Origin of the sequence: Pyramidobacter porci (assembly GCF_009695745.1) — a bacterium.
In the GTDB taxonomy this organism is placed as follows: Bacteria; Synergistota; Synergistia; order Synergistales; family Dethiosulfovibrionaceae; genus Pyramidobacter; species Pyramidobacter porci.
In genome coordinates, this window is record NZ_VUNH01000004.1 from 84,583 (window position 1) to 100,544 (window position 15,962).

General features: G+C 52.9%; 14 protein-coding genes. 11 read left to right on the top strand and 3 right to left on the bottom strand.

All coding sequences use genetic code 11. The annotated features are described in order from the left end of the window. Positions 1–45: 45 nt before the first annotated feature. From FYJ74_RS05020 to FYJ74_RS05030, 3 genes are all read left to right on the top strand, one after another. The gene (locus tag FYJ74_RS05020; RefSeq protein WP_154528493.1) at positions 46–585 is read left to right on the top strand and encodes a bifunctional adenosylcobinamide kinase/adenosylcobinamide-phosphate guanylyltransferase; all 540 of its coding nucleotides are present in this window, start codon (positions 46–48) and stop codon (positions 583–585) included. Between the two features lie 44 nt (positions 586–629). Beyond that, positions 630–1,229, top strand: a complete 600-nt coding sequence (locus FYJ74_RS05025; RefSeq protein ID WP_154528494.1) for a uracil-DNA glycosylase — start codon at positions 630–632, stop codon at positions 1,227–1,229. A 246-nt stretch (positions 1,230–1,475) separates the two neighbouring features. Then, positions 1,476–2,348: a LysR family transcriptional regulator gene (locus FYJ74_RS05030; RefSeq protein ID WP_154528495.1), complete on the top strand. Its 873-nt coding sequence runs from the start codon at positions 1,476–1,478 to the stop codon at positions 2,346–2,348. A gap of 122 nt (positions 2,349–2,470) precedes the next feature. Here the strand turns inward: FYJ74_RS05030 and FYJ74_RS05035 are convergent, their stop codons facing one another. The 3 genes from FYJ74_RS05035 to FYJ74_RS05045 form a co-directional block, all read right to left on the bottom strand. Beyond that, positions 2,471–3,436 carry a hypothetical protein gene (locus tag FYJ74_RS05035; RefSeq protein WP_154528496.1) on the bottom strand — a complete coding sequence of 322 codons (966 nt, stop codon included), beginning with the start codon at positions 3,434–3,436 and terminating at the stop codon, positions 2,471–2,473. A gap of 18 nt (positions 3,437–3,454) precedes the next feature. Then, complete coding sequence (locus tag FYJ74_RS05040; RefSeq protein ID WP_154528497.1) at positions 3,455–4,336, bottom strand: DMT family transporter; 882 nt, start codon at positions 4,334–4,336, stop codon at positions 3,455–3,457. 565 nt (positions 4,337–4,901) lie between these two features. Continuing rightward, positions 4,902–5,720 (bottom strand): IclR family transcriptional regulator, encoded by an 819-nt coding sequence (locus FYJ74_RS05045; protein ID WP_154528498.1) that lies wholly within the window; start codon positions 5,718–5,720, stop codon positions 4,902–4,904. 911 nt (positions 5,721–6,631) lie between these two features. On the opposite strand from FYJ74_RS05045, the gene FYJ74_RS12000 reads away from it, so the two are divergent. The 8 genes from FYJ74_RS12000 (at position 6,632) to FYJ74_RS05085 (ending at position 15,946) form a co-directional block, all read left to right on the top strand. Beyond that, positions 6,632–6,886 (top strand): transposase, encoded by a 255-nt coding sequence (locus tag FYJ74_RS12000; RefSeq protein WP_195838806.1) that lies wholly within the window; start codon positions 6,632–6,634, stop codon positions 6,884–6,886. An 883-nt stretch (positions 6,887–7,769) separates the two neighbouring features. Then, on the top strand, positions 7,770–8,672 hold the full coding sequence (locus FYJ74_RS05055) for a ketopantoate reductase family protein (protein ID WP_326830875.1): 903 nt from the start codon (positions 7,770–7,772) through the stop codon (positions 8,670–8,672). A gap of 111 nt (positions 8,673–8,783) precedes the next feature. Beyond that, complete coding sequence (gene panB, locus FYJ74_RS05060) at positions 8,784–9,620, top strand: 3-methyl-2-oxobutanoate hydroxymethyltransferase (RefSeq protein WP_154528499.1); 837 nt, start codon at positions 8,784–8,786, stop codon at positions 9,618–9,620. 133 nt (positions 9,621–9,753) lie between these two features. Next, positions 9,754–10,719 carry a TRAP transporter substrate-binding protein gene (locus FYJ74_RS05065; protein WP_154528500.1) on the top strand — a complete coding sequence of 322 codons (966 nt, stop codon included), beginning with the start codon at positions 9,754–9,756 and terminating at the stop codon, positions 10,717–10,719. Between the two features lie 88 nt (positions 10,720–10,807). After that, complete coding sequence (locus FYJ74_RS05070) at positions 10,808–11,308, top strand: TRAP transporter small permease (protein ID WP_154528501.1); 501 nt, start codon at positions 10,808–10,810, stop codon at positions 11,306–11,308. Then, a complete protein-coding gene (locus FYJ74_RS05075; protein WP_154528502.1) occupies positions 11,301–12,587 on the top strand; it encodes a TRAP transporter large permease in 1,287 nt (428 codons plus the stop codon). Before FYJ74_RS05070 ends, FYJ74_RS05075 begins: the two co-directional genes overlap by 8 nt. Positions 12,588–12,737: 150 nt before the next feature. Beyond that, positions 12,738–14,174, top strand: coding sequence for a sodium/glutamate symporter family protein (locus tag FYJ74_RS05080; RefSeq protein WP_229769352.1), 1,437 nt, complete (start codon positions 12,738–12,740; stop codon positions 14,172–14,174). Positions 14,175–14,284: 110 nt separating this feature from the next. After that, a complete protein-coding gene (locus FYJ74_RS05085) occupies positions 14,285–15,946 on the top strand; it encodes an amidohydrolase (protein ID WP_154528504.1) in 1,662 nt (553 codons plus the stop codon). The last annotated feature ends 16 nt before the right edge of the window (positions 15,947–15,962 follow it).

The window sequence follows — 15,962 nt, forward strand, 5'->3', positions numbered from 1 at the left end:
GTCCGCAGTGCCGGCAAAATTTTTCGATTGAAGGAGGCGTTACGCATGAACAGCGAATGGAAGTCGCCTTCGGGCGTCCAGGTCCGCATGGTCACCGGAGGCTGGCGCAGCGGCGCCAGCGCCTTCGCGCTGAAGCTGGCGCAGGACTGGGAACGGAAAACGATCGTTTCCGCCCAGACCTCCACAGAAGAGGACGTGCTGGAGCACATCGCGCTCTATCAGAAAGGGCTCGACGACGGCTGCGAAACCATCGTCGAGGGCGTCGATCTCGCCGGCGCGCTCGATAAAGTCAGAGGCGGCGTGTGCATCGTCGACGACCTCGGCGTCTGGGTGAGCAACCTGACAAGCGGAGGCTCCCGCTTTGCCGGCGAGACCTGCCCCGAAATCGAAGCGTTCGTCAGAAAACTGCGCCTGCCGCCCTGCGAAGTGATCGTCGTCACCCGCGAGCTGGGCATGGGGCTTTCTTCCGAGCGGATCGCCGAGCGTCGTTACCGCGACGTCGTCGGCCGTCTCAACCAGCGCGTCGCCGCCCTGGCCGCTTCGGTCTACCTGTGCGTCAGCGGCCTGCCGCTCAAGCTCAAATAATTCGTGTATAATACCCTCGAGAACTTTTCCGGGGAGGAATCCGCATGTCCGCACTCAGCGCGCTCCATCAGCGCGTCTGCCAATGTCGCAACTGTCCGCTGGGACAGGCCGACGGCGTCCGCGAGGACGGCTCCGCCTTTTATCACGTGCCCGGCGAAGGGCCCGAAAACGCCCGCCTGATGATCGTCGGCGAAGCGCCCGGCGCCGAAGAGGAGCGCACCGGCCGCCCCTTCGTCGGCCGTTCCGGCCGTCTGCTCACCGAGATCCTCGCCGCGGCGGGCTTGGAGCGCGAAGAGATCTTCATCACCAGCGTGTGCAAATGCCGGCCGCCAAAAAACCGCACGCCGCTCAAAACCGAGATCGCCGCCTGCCTGCCGTGGCTCGCCGCCCAGTTCGAGGCGATCCGTCCGCGCCTGGTGCTTGCCGTCGGCAACGTGCCCTCGCAGACTCTGCTCGGCGTCAAGACCGGCATCAACGGGCTGCGCGGCCGCTTTCATCAATTCACGTGGAACGGCCGAACCATGACGCTGCGTCCGCTGTTCCACCCCGCCTACCTGCTGCGCAACCCGCGCCGCGTCGAGGGCTCGCCGTGGGACAAAATGCTCCGCGACCTCGTCGAAGCGCGCCGGTTCCTCGCCGGGTAAGGCTGAACGCGCCGTCCGACGGAAGCCGCCGCAAAAACGCGAAAGAAAACGAAAAAGGTCTCGTCTGGAATGCGAATCTCAGACGAGACTTTTTTTATCCTGGAGATCTGCCGCCGCGAGCGGCGTCCTTCTTGTTTTTCTTCGCGCCGTGCCGCGGCGTTTCCCGCGTCCTCCCGCGCCATTGCCGTTTGGCGGACTTTCGTGTAGAATTATATTATAGATTTCAGTTATAAAGGAGTGCTTTCTATGGAGCTCTTTCATTTACGGTACTTTATGACTGTCGCTAAATACGAAAATTTTTCGAAGGCCGCCGAAGAACTGTACATCTCCCAGCCGTCGATCAGCAAGGCCGTGCTCTCGCTGGAGAAGGAGCTCGGCGTTTCGCTGTTTCTGCGCAAAGGCAAGCGCGTGCAGCTCAACGACACGGGGCTGGCGCTGAAGCGCAAGCTCGAGCCCGTGATGAGCATCCTCGACAACCTCTCCAAGGAACTCAGGGTCGTGGCTGGACATTCGCGTTCGACCATCGTCTTCAACGTGCTGGCCGGCTCGCCGCTGCTGCCCGACATCCTCCTCAAGTTCAAGGCCATGCATCCCTTCATCGACTTCCAGATCATCCAGAACGCCCGCACCACCAAGTGCGACCTCTGCATGCGCACGGCCCTGCCCGACGCGGCGCCGGAGAACAGCCGCGTAGTCATGAACGAGGAAATTCTGCTGGCCGTCCCCATGCAGTCCCATCTGGCGCTGAAAGAATCGGTGCGGCTCAAGGACCTGCGCAACGAGAACTTCGTCATGCTCGGCAAGCGCAGCCCGATGCGCGAGATCGCCGACCGCTTTTTCTCGCTGTGCGGCTTCGTCCCGCACGTGGGCTTCGAAAGCGACAATCCCGGCACGATCCGCGGCCTCGTCAGCGCCGGCCTGGGCATCTCGTTCTGGCCGGAAGCCACGTGGGGGCATCTGGCCACCGACAAGGCGCGGCTGGTGCACATCTCCGACCCGCTGTGCAACCGCAACATCTGCATCACCTGCGACGAACGCGGCAAACTCAACGACCAGACGCGAATGTTCCTCGACTTCGTCGTCGACTACTTCCACGGTCTTCTGAAAAAAACTCGTTAAAAAGCCACGCCGTAGCCGCCGGGCAATGTTCCACGTGGAACAACGAAAGAGGGCGGAAGCCGATGACCCAGATTCCATCGGCTTCCGCCCTCTTTGCGTCGTTCAGGGGCAAAATGCCCGCATTACAGCGTCAGGCAGACGGGGCGGGCGGCCTGGGGCAGCACGTCCCAGATCACTTCGCGGCGGTCGGGCACGGCCCTCAGATCTTCGAGCGCGAGCGTCCAGATCTCCATCGGGTTGACGGGGCGGATCAGCTCGTCGCCCAGCGCCTTCAGCCGCGCCAGAGAAGCCTCGGCCCCGGCGCGAGAGCGGCTGACGAAGATCAGCCAGTTGACGCTGTCCTGTTCGTGCACGTCGCAGTCGAGATAGCCCGGGATCGCCAGCCGCCGCAGCTCCCAGAGCAGAAGATGAAAGCGCCCGAGCGCGTCGAGCTGTTCTTCCGCCGTCGCCGCGGCCGAGAAGTAAAAGCGGTCGGTGTTGACGAGCCGGTGCTCGTCGCCCGCATGTCCTTTAAAGTCAAGATAATTCTCGAAATCGTAGTTGACGATCAGCGCCAGATCGACGCCTAATTCCTCGCCCGGCAGCGCGCGCCACGCCGCCCAAGCGGCGGGATCGGGAATCTCCGGCCGGCGCCGATGGTGCGGCACGGCGGGATGAAGCTCGAGCATAGCCTTGAAGCGCGGTTCGTCGGGATAAAGCCAGCGCAGTTTTCCGCCCTCGAGACGCCACACTTCTTCGCGCCGCAGCGCCGGCCGCACGGACCAATCGGGACGGACGACGTAGCGCTTCAGCCCCCAGCGCTGCACGTTCGTGCGCTCCAGTTCCAGCCACAGTTCCGTGGCCAGCAGGCAGCGTCCGGCGTCTTCCGGCTGGCCGCCGGGACGCTCGTCGAGAAACATCTCCGCCGCGGCCCGGCGGAACGATTCCGCGCCGGATTCCGTCAGCGCGTAGACTCCGCCGCGCTCCGTCAGCAGCCCCCGCTCGGTCAGTTCGTCCAGCCCCGCCGCGTCTTCTCCGGCGCGTTCCAGCAGTTCGCGGTTCCAGCAAGGGTGATCCTGACTGAAACGAGTCAGCAGCGATTCGTGCATTTCATCCTCTCCCTTTCGTCAACTTTTATGAAGAGCGTCCCAGCCCGCCAGCGCCATACAGGCAAATTCCAGCGCCATGCCGGCCGCCTGCACGGCTGTTGCCGTCTCGCCGAGAAAAAACACTCCCAGCAGCCCCGCCGTAAGCGGCTCCACCAGCCCGATCGTGTAGGACTGTCCCACGGTGATGCGGGTCAACGCCAACGCGAAGAAGAAATGAGGCACCGCCGTGGGGAAAAATCCCAGCGCCAGCGCGCTTGCCATGCCGCGTGCCGTCGCCAGCCAGCTCATGTCGTGTCCCCACAGCAGCGGCAGCATCAGCGCCGCCCCCCACAACAGCGCCGCGCCGTTGCTCTCCAACGGGCCAAGACCGCGCCGCGCCAGCAGCTTCAAATTCAACCCCAACAGCGCGTAGCCCAGACCGCCGAGAAGCCCCCACAGCAGCCCCGCCAACTGAAAAGAAGCGCCCGCCGAGCCGGGCGCGGCCGCCAGACAGCTGCCGGCAACGCCCAGCAGCGCCGCAAACCACCAGAGCCGCGACGGAACCTCGCCGAGGAAACAGCCGAGAACGCCGGCCATGACCAGCGACGATCCGATCACCAGCATCGTGCTCAGCGCCACGCCGAGCACGTCCATGGACATGAAAAACCCTGTCTGATTCATCGCCATACAGATTCCGGCCAGAAATGCCGCGCGCGCTGCCGAGAGAACGCCGCGACGGCGAACGACCAACGCCGCCGCGCAGAGCATGACGCCGCCGAAAAACAGCCGCGTCCACGCCAGCGCCAGCGGTTGACCGAGGGCCGCCGCCGGCGCGAAACGCGAAATCGTGCCGCTGCCGCCCCAGAACAGCCCCGCGGCCAGCATCGCCCCAATTCCCAAGACGCTTGAAGAAGATTTCATCCCCGCACTCCCTTTGTCGGTCGTTCAGCCGTTCTGCCGATCATTCTTCCGCCGCGATAAAACACGCGCCGCCGTTCGCTCTTTTTTATACCATACTGCAACGCTCCACGTCCATTCCGCTTTATCGGCTTCAGAATATTGCCGTCTTCCGAAGATTTCCTTCAGGGGCAACGCCCTTGCCGCGTCACTCCCCGCCGTCGATTATTTGGGAAATTTTACTGACCATGCCGTGCTTGAAGCGTAGCGAGTCCTTTCGGGACCGGCAGCACATCGCATCCTGGCCGGTCAAAGCTATGCGGAGGAACTGTCAGAGCACGCCGTCGCCTGCGTTCCGGCAACGCACTCGCCCAGCAGCGCGATCCCCAGCACCCCAGCCACGAGCGCTTCGATCAAACCGATGGTATAAACCTGACCGACACCTATGCGCGACAGCGCCGCAGAAAAAGGCGGCAGGGAACGGCATAAGAGCAATATGAGCAGCGGCGCGTCGCCGTTACACGGCGCCGCGCCGCTGCTCTCGAACGTATCCGGGCATGATCGGTCATACTCTTCATCGTTCTATTGTTCAGTGATAGCCCAAAGCGGCTGATATGCTGCCGGCTGCTGCGATAAGCTTCTTCAGCACATCCTGGGCTTTGCTCTGGATATCCGTGCCGATTATCTTGAGCAGGACAGCACTCATGGCGGCCACAGTACGTCCTTGATAATCACGGATCGGCACTGCGATGCAGTAGAGTCCGCTGATGTACTCTTCGTCGTCGAGACTGTATCCCCGTTTGCGGATATTCGCCAGCTCTTCACAGAGCAAATCAAGATTGGTAATTGTATTCGCCGTATAGCGGCGAAGTTTGATATTGTCATGAGGAGTACTGCGTGACGCTGCCTCGTCGGAACTCCTGAAAACGTCCCGAATTTCCTTTTCATCCATGCAGGACAAAAGCATTTTGCCAAGCCCCGTGCAGTAGGCAGGCATATAGACGCCCAGAGGCAATGTGGCACGGATTGTAGACTGGCTTTCTATCTTCTCGATATAAACCACGGAGTACGATTCCATCACAGCAAGATTGATGCCTACCTGAGTTTCTTCGGCCAACGCCTTCATGAAGGGCATAGCGATACGCCCAAGTCCAAGGGACCTCACGACGCTGTGCCCGATGTCAAAAAACTTTAGGCTGTTGGAGTACTTGAAGTTTTCTCTATTTTGATTCACATATCCAAGAACGCGAAGTGTTGCCAAGAGACGGTGCACGGTGCTTCGATCAAGCGAAAGCTGTGCGCTGAGCTCCGCAATGCCAAGTTCCTGATGCTCTTTCAGCGCTTCAATTATAGAAAACGCACGCTCTATAGACTGGACCAAGCCAGTTCGCTCTGAATGCGATTTCATGGATTTCTCTCCTTTTACTTAATGTTTCTATATCTAGAACAGAAGTAACTGATTCTTACAGCCCGCTAATTTAAAAACAAATCAGATAGTTATCAACAGGAACCAGAGTTTATCGCTGCCCGCAGAGAAAAAATTCGAATTCCTCTGAACCTGCAAATCCAGAAGTATAGGGGGGGGGGTCTTGCCCCATAACATTCGCAACGATGAGAGTCATCATAACCACATTATTTAAACAATATTATACAGAATTTAACCGTATAATCAACAATTTTTCCTGTGACATACTCCCGACGTCTAAACATCGTAGGAGCTGAGAGAGGCATGGACAGCGCGTTCCCATGGAATCTGCAGTCCTTGAGTACCCAATTATGCGAAAACAGACGTTCTCTTCATTCAGCGCAGAAGTCCATAGCCGTGTCTGCTTACAGCCACGCTGTTCTCAGCAGTTCCTGCGTGCCCATTCCCCGACAGGTAAATTTTTATCCCTGAGTTTCTGTAACCGCAGACGTAGTAAAGCTGAATACCTATGGAGAATAACCCAACGGTGACGCTGTTTCTCTCTATGTCTGCTGTGCCCTTGTTTTTTGGCAATGGTCAGCCCAGATCGTTCTCGCATCAGCTTCAAAAGCAACTGGTAATATATCTGCAAATAATCTCTGACGGCGCCCGCCGGCGATTATCTGGCAAAGACTCCGGCTTCAGAGAATTTCTTTTATCTGATCGAATGACACCTTATGGATGTGCAGCTCATTACCGAAAACCTTGATCGCCTTTTTCGATTTCCCCTGCGCATATTGTTCTATGACGAGAGCAACAAAATTTATCACATATTAGGTCTTGTTTAAAAAACACCATACTGCCCCAAAAGTCTGAAGCATTTAAACTTCAACCATGGAATCAGAAGGCATGAATTGACTGACAACGAATGGGATCGAATCAGAGATATCCTGTTGCTAGAGCACCTCAAATCAGGCCAACGCAGATGTCCGGTAAAACACGGTAATCGCAAGGTGATGAACGGCATTCTGTGGATCGCCGAAAACGGCGTGCCGCGGAGAGAACTTCCTGAACGCTATAGACCATGGCAGGCAGTTTATGCACGCTTCAGGCTGTGGAAACGACGGGAAATTCGAGGCGGTCTCCAGCGCCTTGCTACCAATTCTTGACTAAAATATTGAATACGGAGCGCCCCGGGGGAGTTCAGTCACATGGAACTCCTCCGGGGCGCTCTGCGTACTCTGTCAATGCGCTCCATTCTATTAAGTGAATATGATCGCCAATGCAGACATGGGGAACAGCGTCATCAGCGACAAAGCTTACGGTTCACAAGCTCTCAGGGAGGCATGTATGCCATTCCCTCCCACAGCGCGGCGCAAGCCGTGCTCTGCAGATAACCACGTTCCCAAGGGACAGCGCTTGCCCAAATGCTCCAATGCTCCTTTCGGAAAATCAATTCTGCAGAATTTTTACCCGCTATGACAAACGTGACGCTTCGTTCTCTGCCTTTCTTCTCATTGCCTCCATCACTATTTTGTTGAAGGAGCACAGATTACCTAGTTTTTAAACAAAACCTAGTATCATTCGACATATTTAATTTCATCAACATCGGATTTGCGCACGCTAAAGAAAACAAGAGCAGAGCGAGACGCTCCACTTTAAGAGTGACTAGTGAAAAAAATTCTTTTTTGCTGTTCATGAAAAAATCTCTTTTCAGTTGATGGTGTTTTTAGCATAGCAGCGACCTTGTTTCCCATGAATTTATTTTTTGTTTTTTTATAAACTGCAAGGCCTCACTTATGCGATCTAAGATTCATTTGAAAAATAATGATTGACAGACGGCGTTTTTATATTATAATTATTCTACAAGCCGAAAAAACAATATGCTATTTCGCAATACGAAACAAACTATTATTTATGATGTGTTTTCCCAGAAAAATAAATTTATATATGAGATAAATTATGGCATAGAGAGGAGGCGTAATCTATAAACAGCGCGACCAAGACAGTTAAAAAACCGTTAAAAACTGATTGAAAGGAGGAAATCAACTCGTGAAAATTGCTGTGGTTGGAGCCGGCGCGATGGGAAGCCTCTTCGGTGGATATCTTTCTCAAAAAAACGACGTCTATCTTGTGGATATCTGGGCAGAGCATGTGCAGGCCATAAACGAAAACGGGCTGAAAATTGAGGAGCAGGATGGGCAGATTCGAATCTTCCATCCTAAAGCGACGACAGATGCAAAAACTGTAGGAGTCGTAGAGCTTGCTGTTGTATTTGTAAAGTCTATCCAGACCATTGAGGCTATGGAAGAAAACATTTCACTGATCGGTCCAGACACTATGGTTCTCTCTCTTCAAAATGGTCATGGGAATGATGCGGATATCCGCAAGTTTGTGGACAAGAAAAATATCATTCTAGGAACGACAGCCCATGGCTGCACGATGAAAGAGCCGGGATTTGTTTACCATGCCGGCGTCGGTCAGAATCACATTGGTCCCGTGAGCAGTGATCGAAATGCGGCGGAGATAGTAGCTGCTGTCCTGAATGAATGTGATCTCATTACGGACGTCTCTGATGACGTAATGAAACTTGTGTGGAACAAACTCTTTGTGAATGTCGGCATCAACGCAATTACAGCTCTTATAGACAGAACAAATGCCTGTATTGCCGACAGCCCCTGTGCCAATGCAGTGTCGAAGGCACTAGTTTATGAAGCTGTCGCGACAGCCAATGCCGGCGGTGCTAATTTTGACGCTGCCGCAGTTTTTGCAAATGTAGTGGAAGTCGCCCGCAAAACAGGCCTGAACCGCTCATCCATGCTTCAGGATGTGTCTAAGAAGCGTAAAACTGAGATTGATAAAATCAACGGCGCCATTGTGAAAGAAGCAGAAGCTCATGGCGTGGACGTGCCGGCCAATCGTCTGATCGTAAATTTAATCCACGCAAAAGAATAGGCGAATTTCCCGAGAATAAAGAATGCGGTTTTAAAGATGACAACTTGTCGGACAAAAACAGCAAAATGGCGATAAAAACTTGGCATATTCTTAAATAGGGGGCGTCTTGTGATGGCAAAGCAGAAAATGACGGTTATGGATTTTCAGAAGTACAAAGATGAAGGCAGAAAGTTCTCCTATGTGACGGCTTATGATTATACGACTGCATCTATCGTGGACGACAGCGATGTGGAGGTTATTCTTGTCGGCGACTCTCTGGGCATGATCATGCTTGGCTACAAGGGAACGACGGCAGTAACCATGGACGACATGATCCATCATATCCGTCCAGTAGTACAGGGAGCTCCTCACACCTTTGTCATTGGCGATATGCCTTTCGGTTCCTATCAGGTTTCCTGTGAGCAAGCGATGACCAACGCCATCCGCATGATCAAGGAAACAGGCTGCGACTGCGTCAAACTTGAGGGCGGCATCAACATGGCCGACAAGATCGCAGCAATCGTGAATGCTGGTATTCCCGTGATGGGGCATATAGGTCTGACACCTCAGACCGCAACTTCGCTCGGAGGATTCAAAGTCCAGGGCGGTACGCCTGAAAGCGCCCGCAAACTTATTGAAGATGCCAAGACCATCGAAAAAGCCGGCGTATTCTCCATCGTCCTTGAGTGCGTGCCCAGTTGTGTCGCAAGGGCCATGTCCAAAGAAGTCCGTGTTCCCATTCTCGGTATTGGTGCTGGCCCCGATGTGGACTGTCAGGTGTTGGTGACACAGGATCTTCTTGGCATGTACGGTGATTTCAAGCCCAAGTTCGTCAAGCAGTTTGCTCAGATTCGCAAGGCCATGGTGGATGGGCTTAATGCGTTCCACGAGGAGACTCTGAACGGATCATTCCCATCGCCCGAGTTCAGTTTCAACAAGCAAGTCGATATCCCGCCGGCCAAGGAATAAGCAAGAGAAGTTATGAAATAAAGTCAGCCCTTCCGCAGCACCGCGCGCCTCCCTGAGGGTATTTTGACAAGGACATACAAGTGCGCCCGCTGCGCCATTTCATCCCACGAAATTTCAAGGAGGCTTTCTTGACATGAAGAAGTTATATGCTGCTCTTGCGGTTTTAGCGCTGCTCTGCGCGTCAGCTTCAGCCACTGAGGTCCTCAAGGCCTCTCATTCCGTAGCTCCGTCCCATCCGTATCACCTTGGACTCGTCAAGTATGCCGAGTTGGTGACGGAACGTACCAATGGTGCTGTGACAATTGATATCTTCCATTCCGCCCAGCTTGGCAACGAGCGAGATAACATCGAAGGCCTTCAGATGGGAACACTAGACATCTGCGTTACCTCCACGGGCCCTATGGGCGGATTTGAACCCCGCTTCTTTATGTTTGACCTGCCCTTCCTGTTCCGCGACCGAGAGCATGTTTACAAGGTCCTCGACGGCACTGTGGGACAAGAACTCCTAAAGAAACTCAGTGATGTAGGTATTGTCGGTGCCGCCTACTGGGAGAATGGATTCCGTCAGGTCACCAACTCCAAGCGTCCCATCAACTCCATCAACGATATCAAGGGACTTAAGCTCCGTACTATGGAGAATCAGGTTCACATAGATGCCTTTCGCGCTCTTGGCGTCGATCCTACCCCCATGGCCTGGAGTGAGGTCTTCACAGCGCTGCAGCAGGGGGTTATCGACGGTCAGGAAAATCCTGTGCCTATCATCTACGTTCAGAAACTGATCGAGGCCGGTCAGAAGTACTTAGCAATAACTAACCACGTTTATTCACCTTCGCTGTTCCTGATCAGCGCTATCACTCTGGAGCGCTTTGATGCAAAGACCCGCGCTGTCCTTGTAGATACAGCAAAAGAAGTGGCCTTCTACGAGCGCGGCCTGATCAAGCAAATGGATGAAGAGCAGATTGGACTTCTTCAGAAGCAGGGTATGGTAGTCACCTATCCTGATCAGGCTGAATTTAAGGCCGCCTGCCAGCCTATTTACACAAAGTACGAAGAGCGCTTTGATAAAAAACTTATCGACAATATCATCAATACCAAATAACACAAACAGGAGGGGCGATTTTCTATCTTGAACGCAAAAGGACAGGCCGTGCCCTGAAAAGCGCGGCCTGTTCGGGAAAGGAGGACCTATGCAACTGACTGGACTGATACATAGAACAAGCGACTTCTTGAACAGCCTCGTAGAGAAGACTATCTGTATTCTGCTCGCAGGTATGACGGCGGTGACCTTTGCGCAGGTAGTATGCAGACTTATACAGGGCTCTTTGCCGTGGTCCGAGGAATTATCGCGTTACATGATGGTTTATCTGACTTTTCTTGGGCTGAGTGTGGGCGTTAAGCGAGGTGTTCTTATTAATATAGAAGCTTTCATGAACCTCCTCCCCTCAAAAATCCAGAATGCAGGCGCTCTTCTTGTGACCCTGTTGAACATGGCTTTTTTTTACGTACTCCTCCGTTACGGCGTCAAAATTGTCCTGTTCACGCTGCGTCAGACTTCCCCAGCCATGGGCGTCAAAATGGGCTACATTTACGCGTCTATCGCCATTGGAGCTGTTTTAATGATGCTTCACTCCGTCGATAACTTACTTCAGAAATTCTCAAATAAAGCGACGGTGAACTCTCATGACTAACGAAGTCACACTGGTGCTCTTCGGCTCTCTGCTACTATTCTTCTTTTTGAAGGTCCCTATTGGGTTTGCTATAGGCCTTTCGTCGGTGTTGACGTTGACGCTGTGCACCCGTATTCCCCTTCAAGTGGTACCTCAGCGCCTTTTTACGGCGACAGATTCCTTTCCCTTCATGGCAGTTCCATTTTTTATCCTGTCAGGAAGTCTCATGGAGCAGGGAGGCATATCGAGGCGGCTCATTGCTCTTGCGAGTTCATTTCTCGGTGCCTGCCACGGCGGGCTCGGTATGGTGTCGATCGTTGCATGCATGTTTTTTGCAGCCATCTCCGGATCCTCAGCGGCAACGACGGCAGCTATCGGCAGCATTATGATTCCCGCCATGGTCAGTCATGGTTATGATGTGGGTTTTGCTTCGGCAATCAACGCAGCTTCAGGGACCATTGGCATCATCATCCCGCCAAGCATACCCTTTGTCACTTATGCTGTGCTCACCGGCTCTTCTGTAGCAAGCATGTTTTTGGGCGGCATGGTGCCAGGACTTCTGATGGGACTGTCATTGATAGCTTTAACCTACGGCATCTCATACAAGCGCAGCTACAAGGACGAGCAGAAGGCGACATGGCATGCTAGATGGGTGGCCTTTAAGAACTCTATTCTGGCGCTGTTTATGCCGATTATCGTCATCGGCGGTATTTATTCGGGATTTTTTACGCCCACAGAGGCAGCCGTAGTCGCCGTGGTCTACGCTTTAGCGGTAGGAGTTCTGGTCTATCGTGAGCTGACTTTCAAAACTATTATGAAAGTTTTCACAGAATCAGCGGTAAGTACGGCGGGCATTTTATTCCTCATCGCCGCTGCATCGCTTTTCGGCTGGATACTTACCAACAACCGTATCCCTGACGCCATAGCGCAATGGCTGATGTCCACCTCAAAAAATCCCATCATCATCCTGATGCTGATCAACCTTCTTCTTCTGAGCGTGGGAACATTTCTTGACACCGTAGCAGCACTCATTATTCTGGTGCCGATTCTCTTCCCCATTTCCGCACAGCTGGGCATCGCCCCTGTTCATTTTGGGCTCATCATCTGCGTCAACCTAGCTATCGGTCAAGTGACGCCACCTTTCGGTATCTGCCTTTTCGTCGCTTGCGGAGTGGCGGACATCAAGCTTGAACGCATAGTAAAAAGCGTGCTTCCCTTCATCCTGATGCTTATTCTGGATGTGATTCTGGTTACCTATCTACCCTGCCTCAGTACCTGGCTTCCGAGTGCGTTGATGTAAAGATATCAACTTAACGAGCATATAGATAAAACCAAGTTTTCTCGAAAAATACTTATACTCGTAGTATCCCAATTATAAAATAAGAAATGACATTGTTTTCTTACAATGAAAAACAACACGAAAACTACTGCACAAAAGGGGGAAAAAAGCATGACAGCATTGGCGTGGATCGGTGTTATGTTTATCATTGCGGTAATTCTGAGAGCGAAAATAAACTTTCTCGGAAGATCTCTGGTACCTGCTTGTGTCATTGCCGGAGTCATCGGTTTTATTCTGATGAATACCTGCGGGCTTGGAGGCAGCAAAGCCGGAGATTACGGCTATATTTCAGGGCAGCTTTACACCTTCCTGTTCATCAATATGGGCGTTACTCTTGCTGCGAAAAAACTTGATACCCCTCAAAAAGAGAAGATCAAAAATCTGAAAGAGCTACGCGCGCGCATGGGTGACAGCATGTTCTCGGGTATCTTCGGTATGGGATCCTACTGGGCGCTGGCCTATTCATTCCAAGCCTTGATCGGTTTTGGTATTTTGTGTCTCATCGGCAAGTACTGGGACATGGATCCCACCTATGGCCTGCTTATCTCCTTCGCGTTCGCTCAGGGCCCCGGGCAGGCCGTTACCTATGGCGCCCAGATGGAAGCGGCCGGATGGAGTCATGCGATTCAGGTGGGCATCACCTTTGCATCCGTTGGCTTCCTGGTCGCCTTTATCCTCGGCGTCCCTTATGCCAAAAAGGGTATCAAGATGGGCATCGCCAGTTCCAAGATCCGTCTGAGCCCCGATGTGGCCTTTGGCTTCTATGAACCTGAAAAGCAGGAGCCCTACGGTAAAATCACAACCTTTGGCGGCAACCTCGATGTGCTGACGTTCCATATCGCCCTTGTAGGGGTAGCATGGATCTTGGGTACCTATCTAGGCAGGCTCTGGGGCCTGTTCCCAGGATACTTCGGTCAACTCTTTTCAATGCTCCTGTTCTTCAACGGTATGCTCTGCGGCTATGGCCTGCGCTGGATCATAGGTAGACTTGGGGCCAGCAAATATCTTGACCGCGGCACTCAGCTCCGCATCGGCGGAGCATGCACCGATATCATGGTAACAGCGGCTTTCATGGCTATTGACATGGAAATCGTTGGCAAATGGATGGTTCCTATCACCATCATCTGCGTAGTTGTATCCGGAGTTACCTGGGTTACTATTAAATACTTCGGCGCCCGCTTTGGAGGCAGCAATGACTTTGAGCGCATTCTCGGCGAATGGGGAACGGCAACAGGAACAAATGCTACGGGGCTGTCATTGGTCCGCATCGTCGATCCAGAAGCTGAGACCACCACTGCAGCGGAGTTGGGGCCTGCAAACATCGTGAACGTTCCGGCTTCCTACTTTGTCATGCCCGCCATTCTGGCTTTTGCAGCCAAAACGATGACTCAGATATCCATGATTCTGTGCCTTGTGACCGTTCTCGTGGGTTACTTGATCTTCATGCGCGTCGTTGGCGTATGGGGTAAAAAAACCTTCGATATGAACAAGGGAGAGAAGTATAAAGACGGTAAACTTATCATGAAGGATGGCAAGCCAGTAAACTAAATAGTATTTAAAATATAACTCATGATTAGAATATGGTGGGCAACAAAGAACACAGAGACTGTGAATTTCGACGCCTTCCATGTTAAAACGCTCTTGCAAAGGAGGAAAAAATGAGCTCTGATCATTCGTATCTTGACATTGCCTTTAGAAATGGAAACGTTATTACGGTAAATGCCAACGACGACGAGGCTCAGGCCGTAGGCATCAAGGGCAATAAGATCGCGTTTGTAGGGTCTAACGAAGCACTGCATGAACTGCTCGACTTGCACACAAAGGTCTACGACCTAGACGGACGTACGCTGATGCCAGGAATCAACGACAGCCATTTTCATCCTATCCTGAACGGTATGCTGGGAACAGAACTGGACTCTGCCATACTCGATACCACACCTAAGCACTGCTCATCTCTTGCAGAAATGCTAGAACTGATACGACAAACAGCGAAGATCAAAAAACCCGGACAATGGATCTCAATGATGGGATATGAACCGCTTCTTTTCCCCGAAGGAAGACACCCCACCCTTGAAGAGCTTGATGCAGCTGCGCCAAATAACCCTGTTCACTGCATGCACGGCGGCGGGCATATCTGCATGTACAATTCAAAAGCTTTGGAATATCTGGGCGTTTATAGTCCCTCTGACGCCGTAAAATATCCTGCTGATGAGGTAGAAGTTTGCGCCGGAAAATTGACGGGAATGGTCCGCGGTCATACGCACTTTTGGCTTTGGGGACAGGTAGACTACACAGAAGAACAGCAGAAACGCGCCGCCATGAAATCCCACAAACAGCTCCTTGAAGCAGGCATCACCTCGGTAGGCGATATGGGTGAATGTGGTAAATCTTCATATCATATTATGCAGAAGCTCTGTCGTGACGGAGAGTTCAAGGTTCGCGTCTATATGGCGCTCCACAGTATTTTTGGCAAATCTTACTCCTTAGCTGACAACCAGCATTGGCTGGATCTTGGTTTCATGACTGGGCTAGGCGATGAACACTTCCGCGTGGGACCATGCAAATTCATGATTGATGGCGGTTCAGGCGGTCCATCCTGTGCCACCCGTGAGCCCTACAGCCACGATCCCTCCATGGTTCGCGAGCGAGGCTGGGAACGCGATGAGACAGCGCGCTATATCAAGACCATTAACGACGCCGAATGCCAAGTCACAGCCCACGCCATTGGAGACTTGGCTATCGAATTCATGGTGGAGGGTTACGAGAAGGTCTTCGCCGAGAATCCGGAAAAGGTTCGTCATCTGCGCCATCGCATCGAGCATTGTACCATCGTGGATCAGGATCTGATTGACCGCATGGCACGCATGAACATTTGCCCTTCAGTAAATGCCGGGCTTGTGGCCATGCTGGGAGAAAACTTTACAAAATTCTATGGCCAGCGCAACAGATACCTTGGCGCGCTGAAAAGTATGCTCAAGGCCGGCATAAAATGCTCCCTTCACAGTGACGCACCTTCAGGGCCAGTGGGACTCAAGTGCATTGATGGATGTGTAAACCGTTACGACAAAATCAAAAATGTGCAGTGTGACCGGACCCAGGCCGTGACCGTTCTTGAGGCTATCCGCTGCGCCACACTGAACGGCGCCTACGGATCCTTCGAAGAAAAAATCAAGGGCAGCATTGAGGTTGGCAAGCTTGCCGACATGATAGTCCTTTCCGATAATATCTTAAAGATCGATCCCATGAATATCGCTGATCTCAATGTAGATTTAACGATGATTGACGGCATTGTGGAGTATGAAAGACGGAAAGAAGGATGATTCAGTTTACTTTGAA

Excerpts from the sequence above, each read along its gene's own strand:
- FYJ74_RS05075 (WP_154528502.1), top strand. The coding sequence starts at position 11,301 with ATGACTAACGAAGTCACACTGGTGCTCTTCGGCTCTCTGCTACTATTC.
- panB (WP_154528499.1), top strand. The coding sequence starts at position 8,784 with ATGGCAAAGCAGAAAATGACGGTTATGGATTTTCAGAAGTACAAAGAT.
- FYJ74_RS05065 (WP_154528500.1), top strand. The coding sequence starts at position 9,754 with ATGAAGAAGTTATATGCTGCTCTTGCGGTTTTAGCGCTGCTCTGCGCG.
- FYJ74_RS05080 (WP_229769352.1), top strand. The coding sequence starts at position 12,738 with ATGACAGCATTGGCGTGGATCGGTGTTATGTTTATCATTGCGGTAATT.
- FYJ74_RS05025 (WP_154528494.1), top strand. The coding sequence starts at position 630 with ATGTCCGCACTCAGCGCGCTCCATCAGCGCGTCTGCCAATGTCGCAAC.
- FYJ74_RS05045 (WP_154528498.1), bottom strand. The coding sequence starts at position 5,720 with ATGAAATCGCATTCAGAGCGAACTGGCTTGGTCCAGTCTATAGAGCGT.
- FYJ74_RS05020 (WP_154528493.1), top strand. The coding sequence starts at position 46 with ATGAACAGCGAATGGAAGTCGCCTTCGGGCGTCCAGGTCCGCATGGTC.
- FYJ74_RS05085 (WP_154528504.1), top strand. The coding sequence starts at position 14,285 with ATGAGCTCTGATCATTCGTATCTTGACATTGCCTTTAGAAATGGAAAC.
- FYJ74_RS05035 (WP_154528496.1), bottom strand. The coding sequence starts at position 3,436 with ATGCACGAATCGCTGCTGACTCGTTTCAGTCAGGATCACCCTTGCTGG.
- FYJ74_RS05040 (WP_154528497.1), bottom strand. The coding sequence starts at position 4,336 with ATGAAATCTTCTTCAAGCGTCTTGGGAATTGGGGCGATGCTGGCCGCG.
- FYJ74_RS05070 (WP_154528501.1), top strand. The coding sequence starts at position 10,808 with ATGCAACTGACTGGACTGATACATAGAACAAGCGACTTCTTGAACAGC.
- FYJ74_RS05030 (WP_154528495.1), top strand. The coding sequence starts at position 1,476 with ATGGAGCTCTTTCATTTACGGTACTTTATGACTGTCGCTAAATACGAA.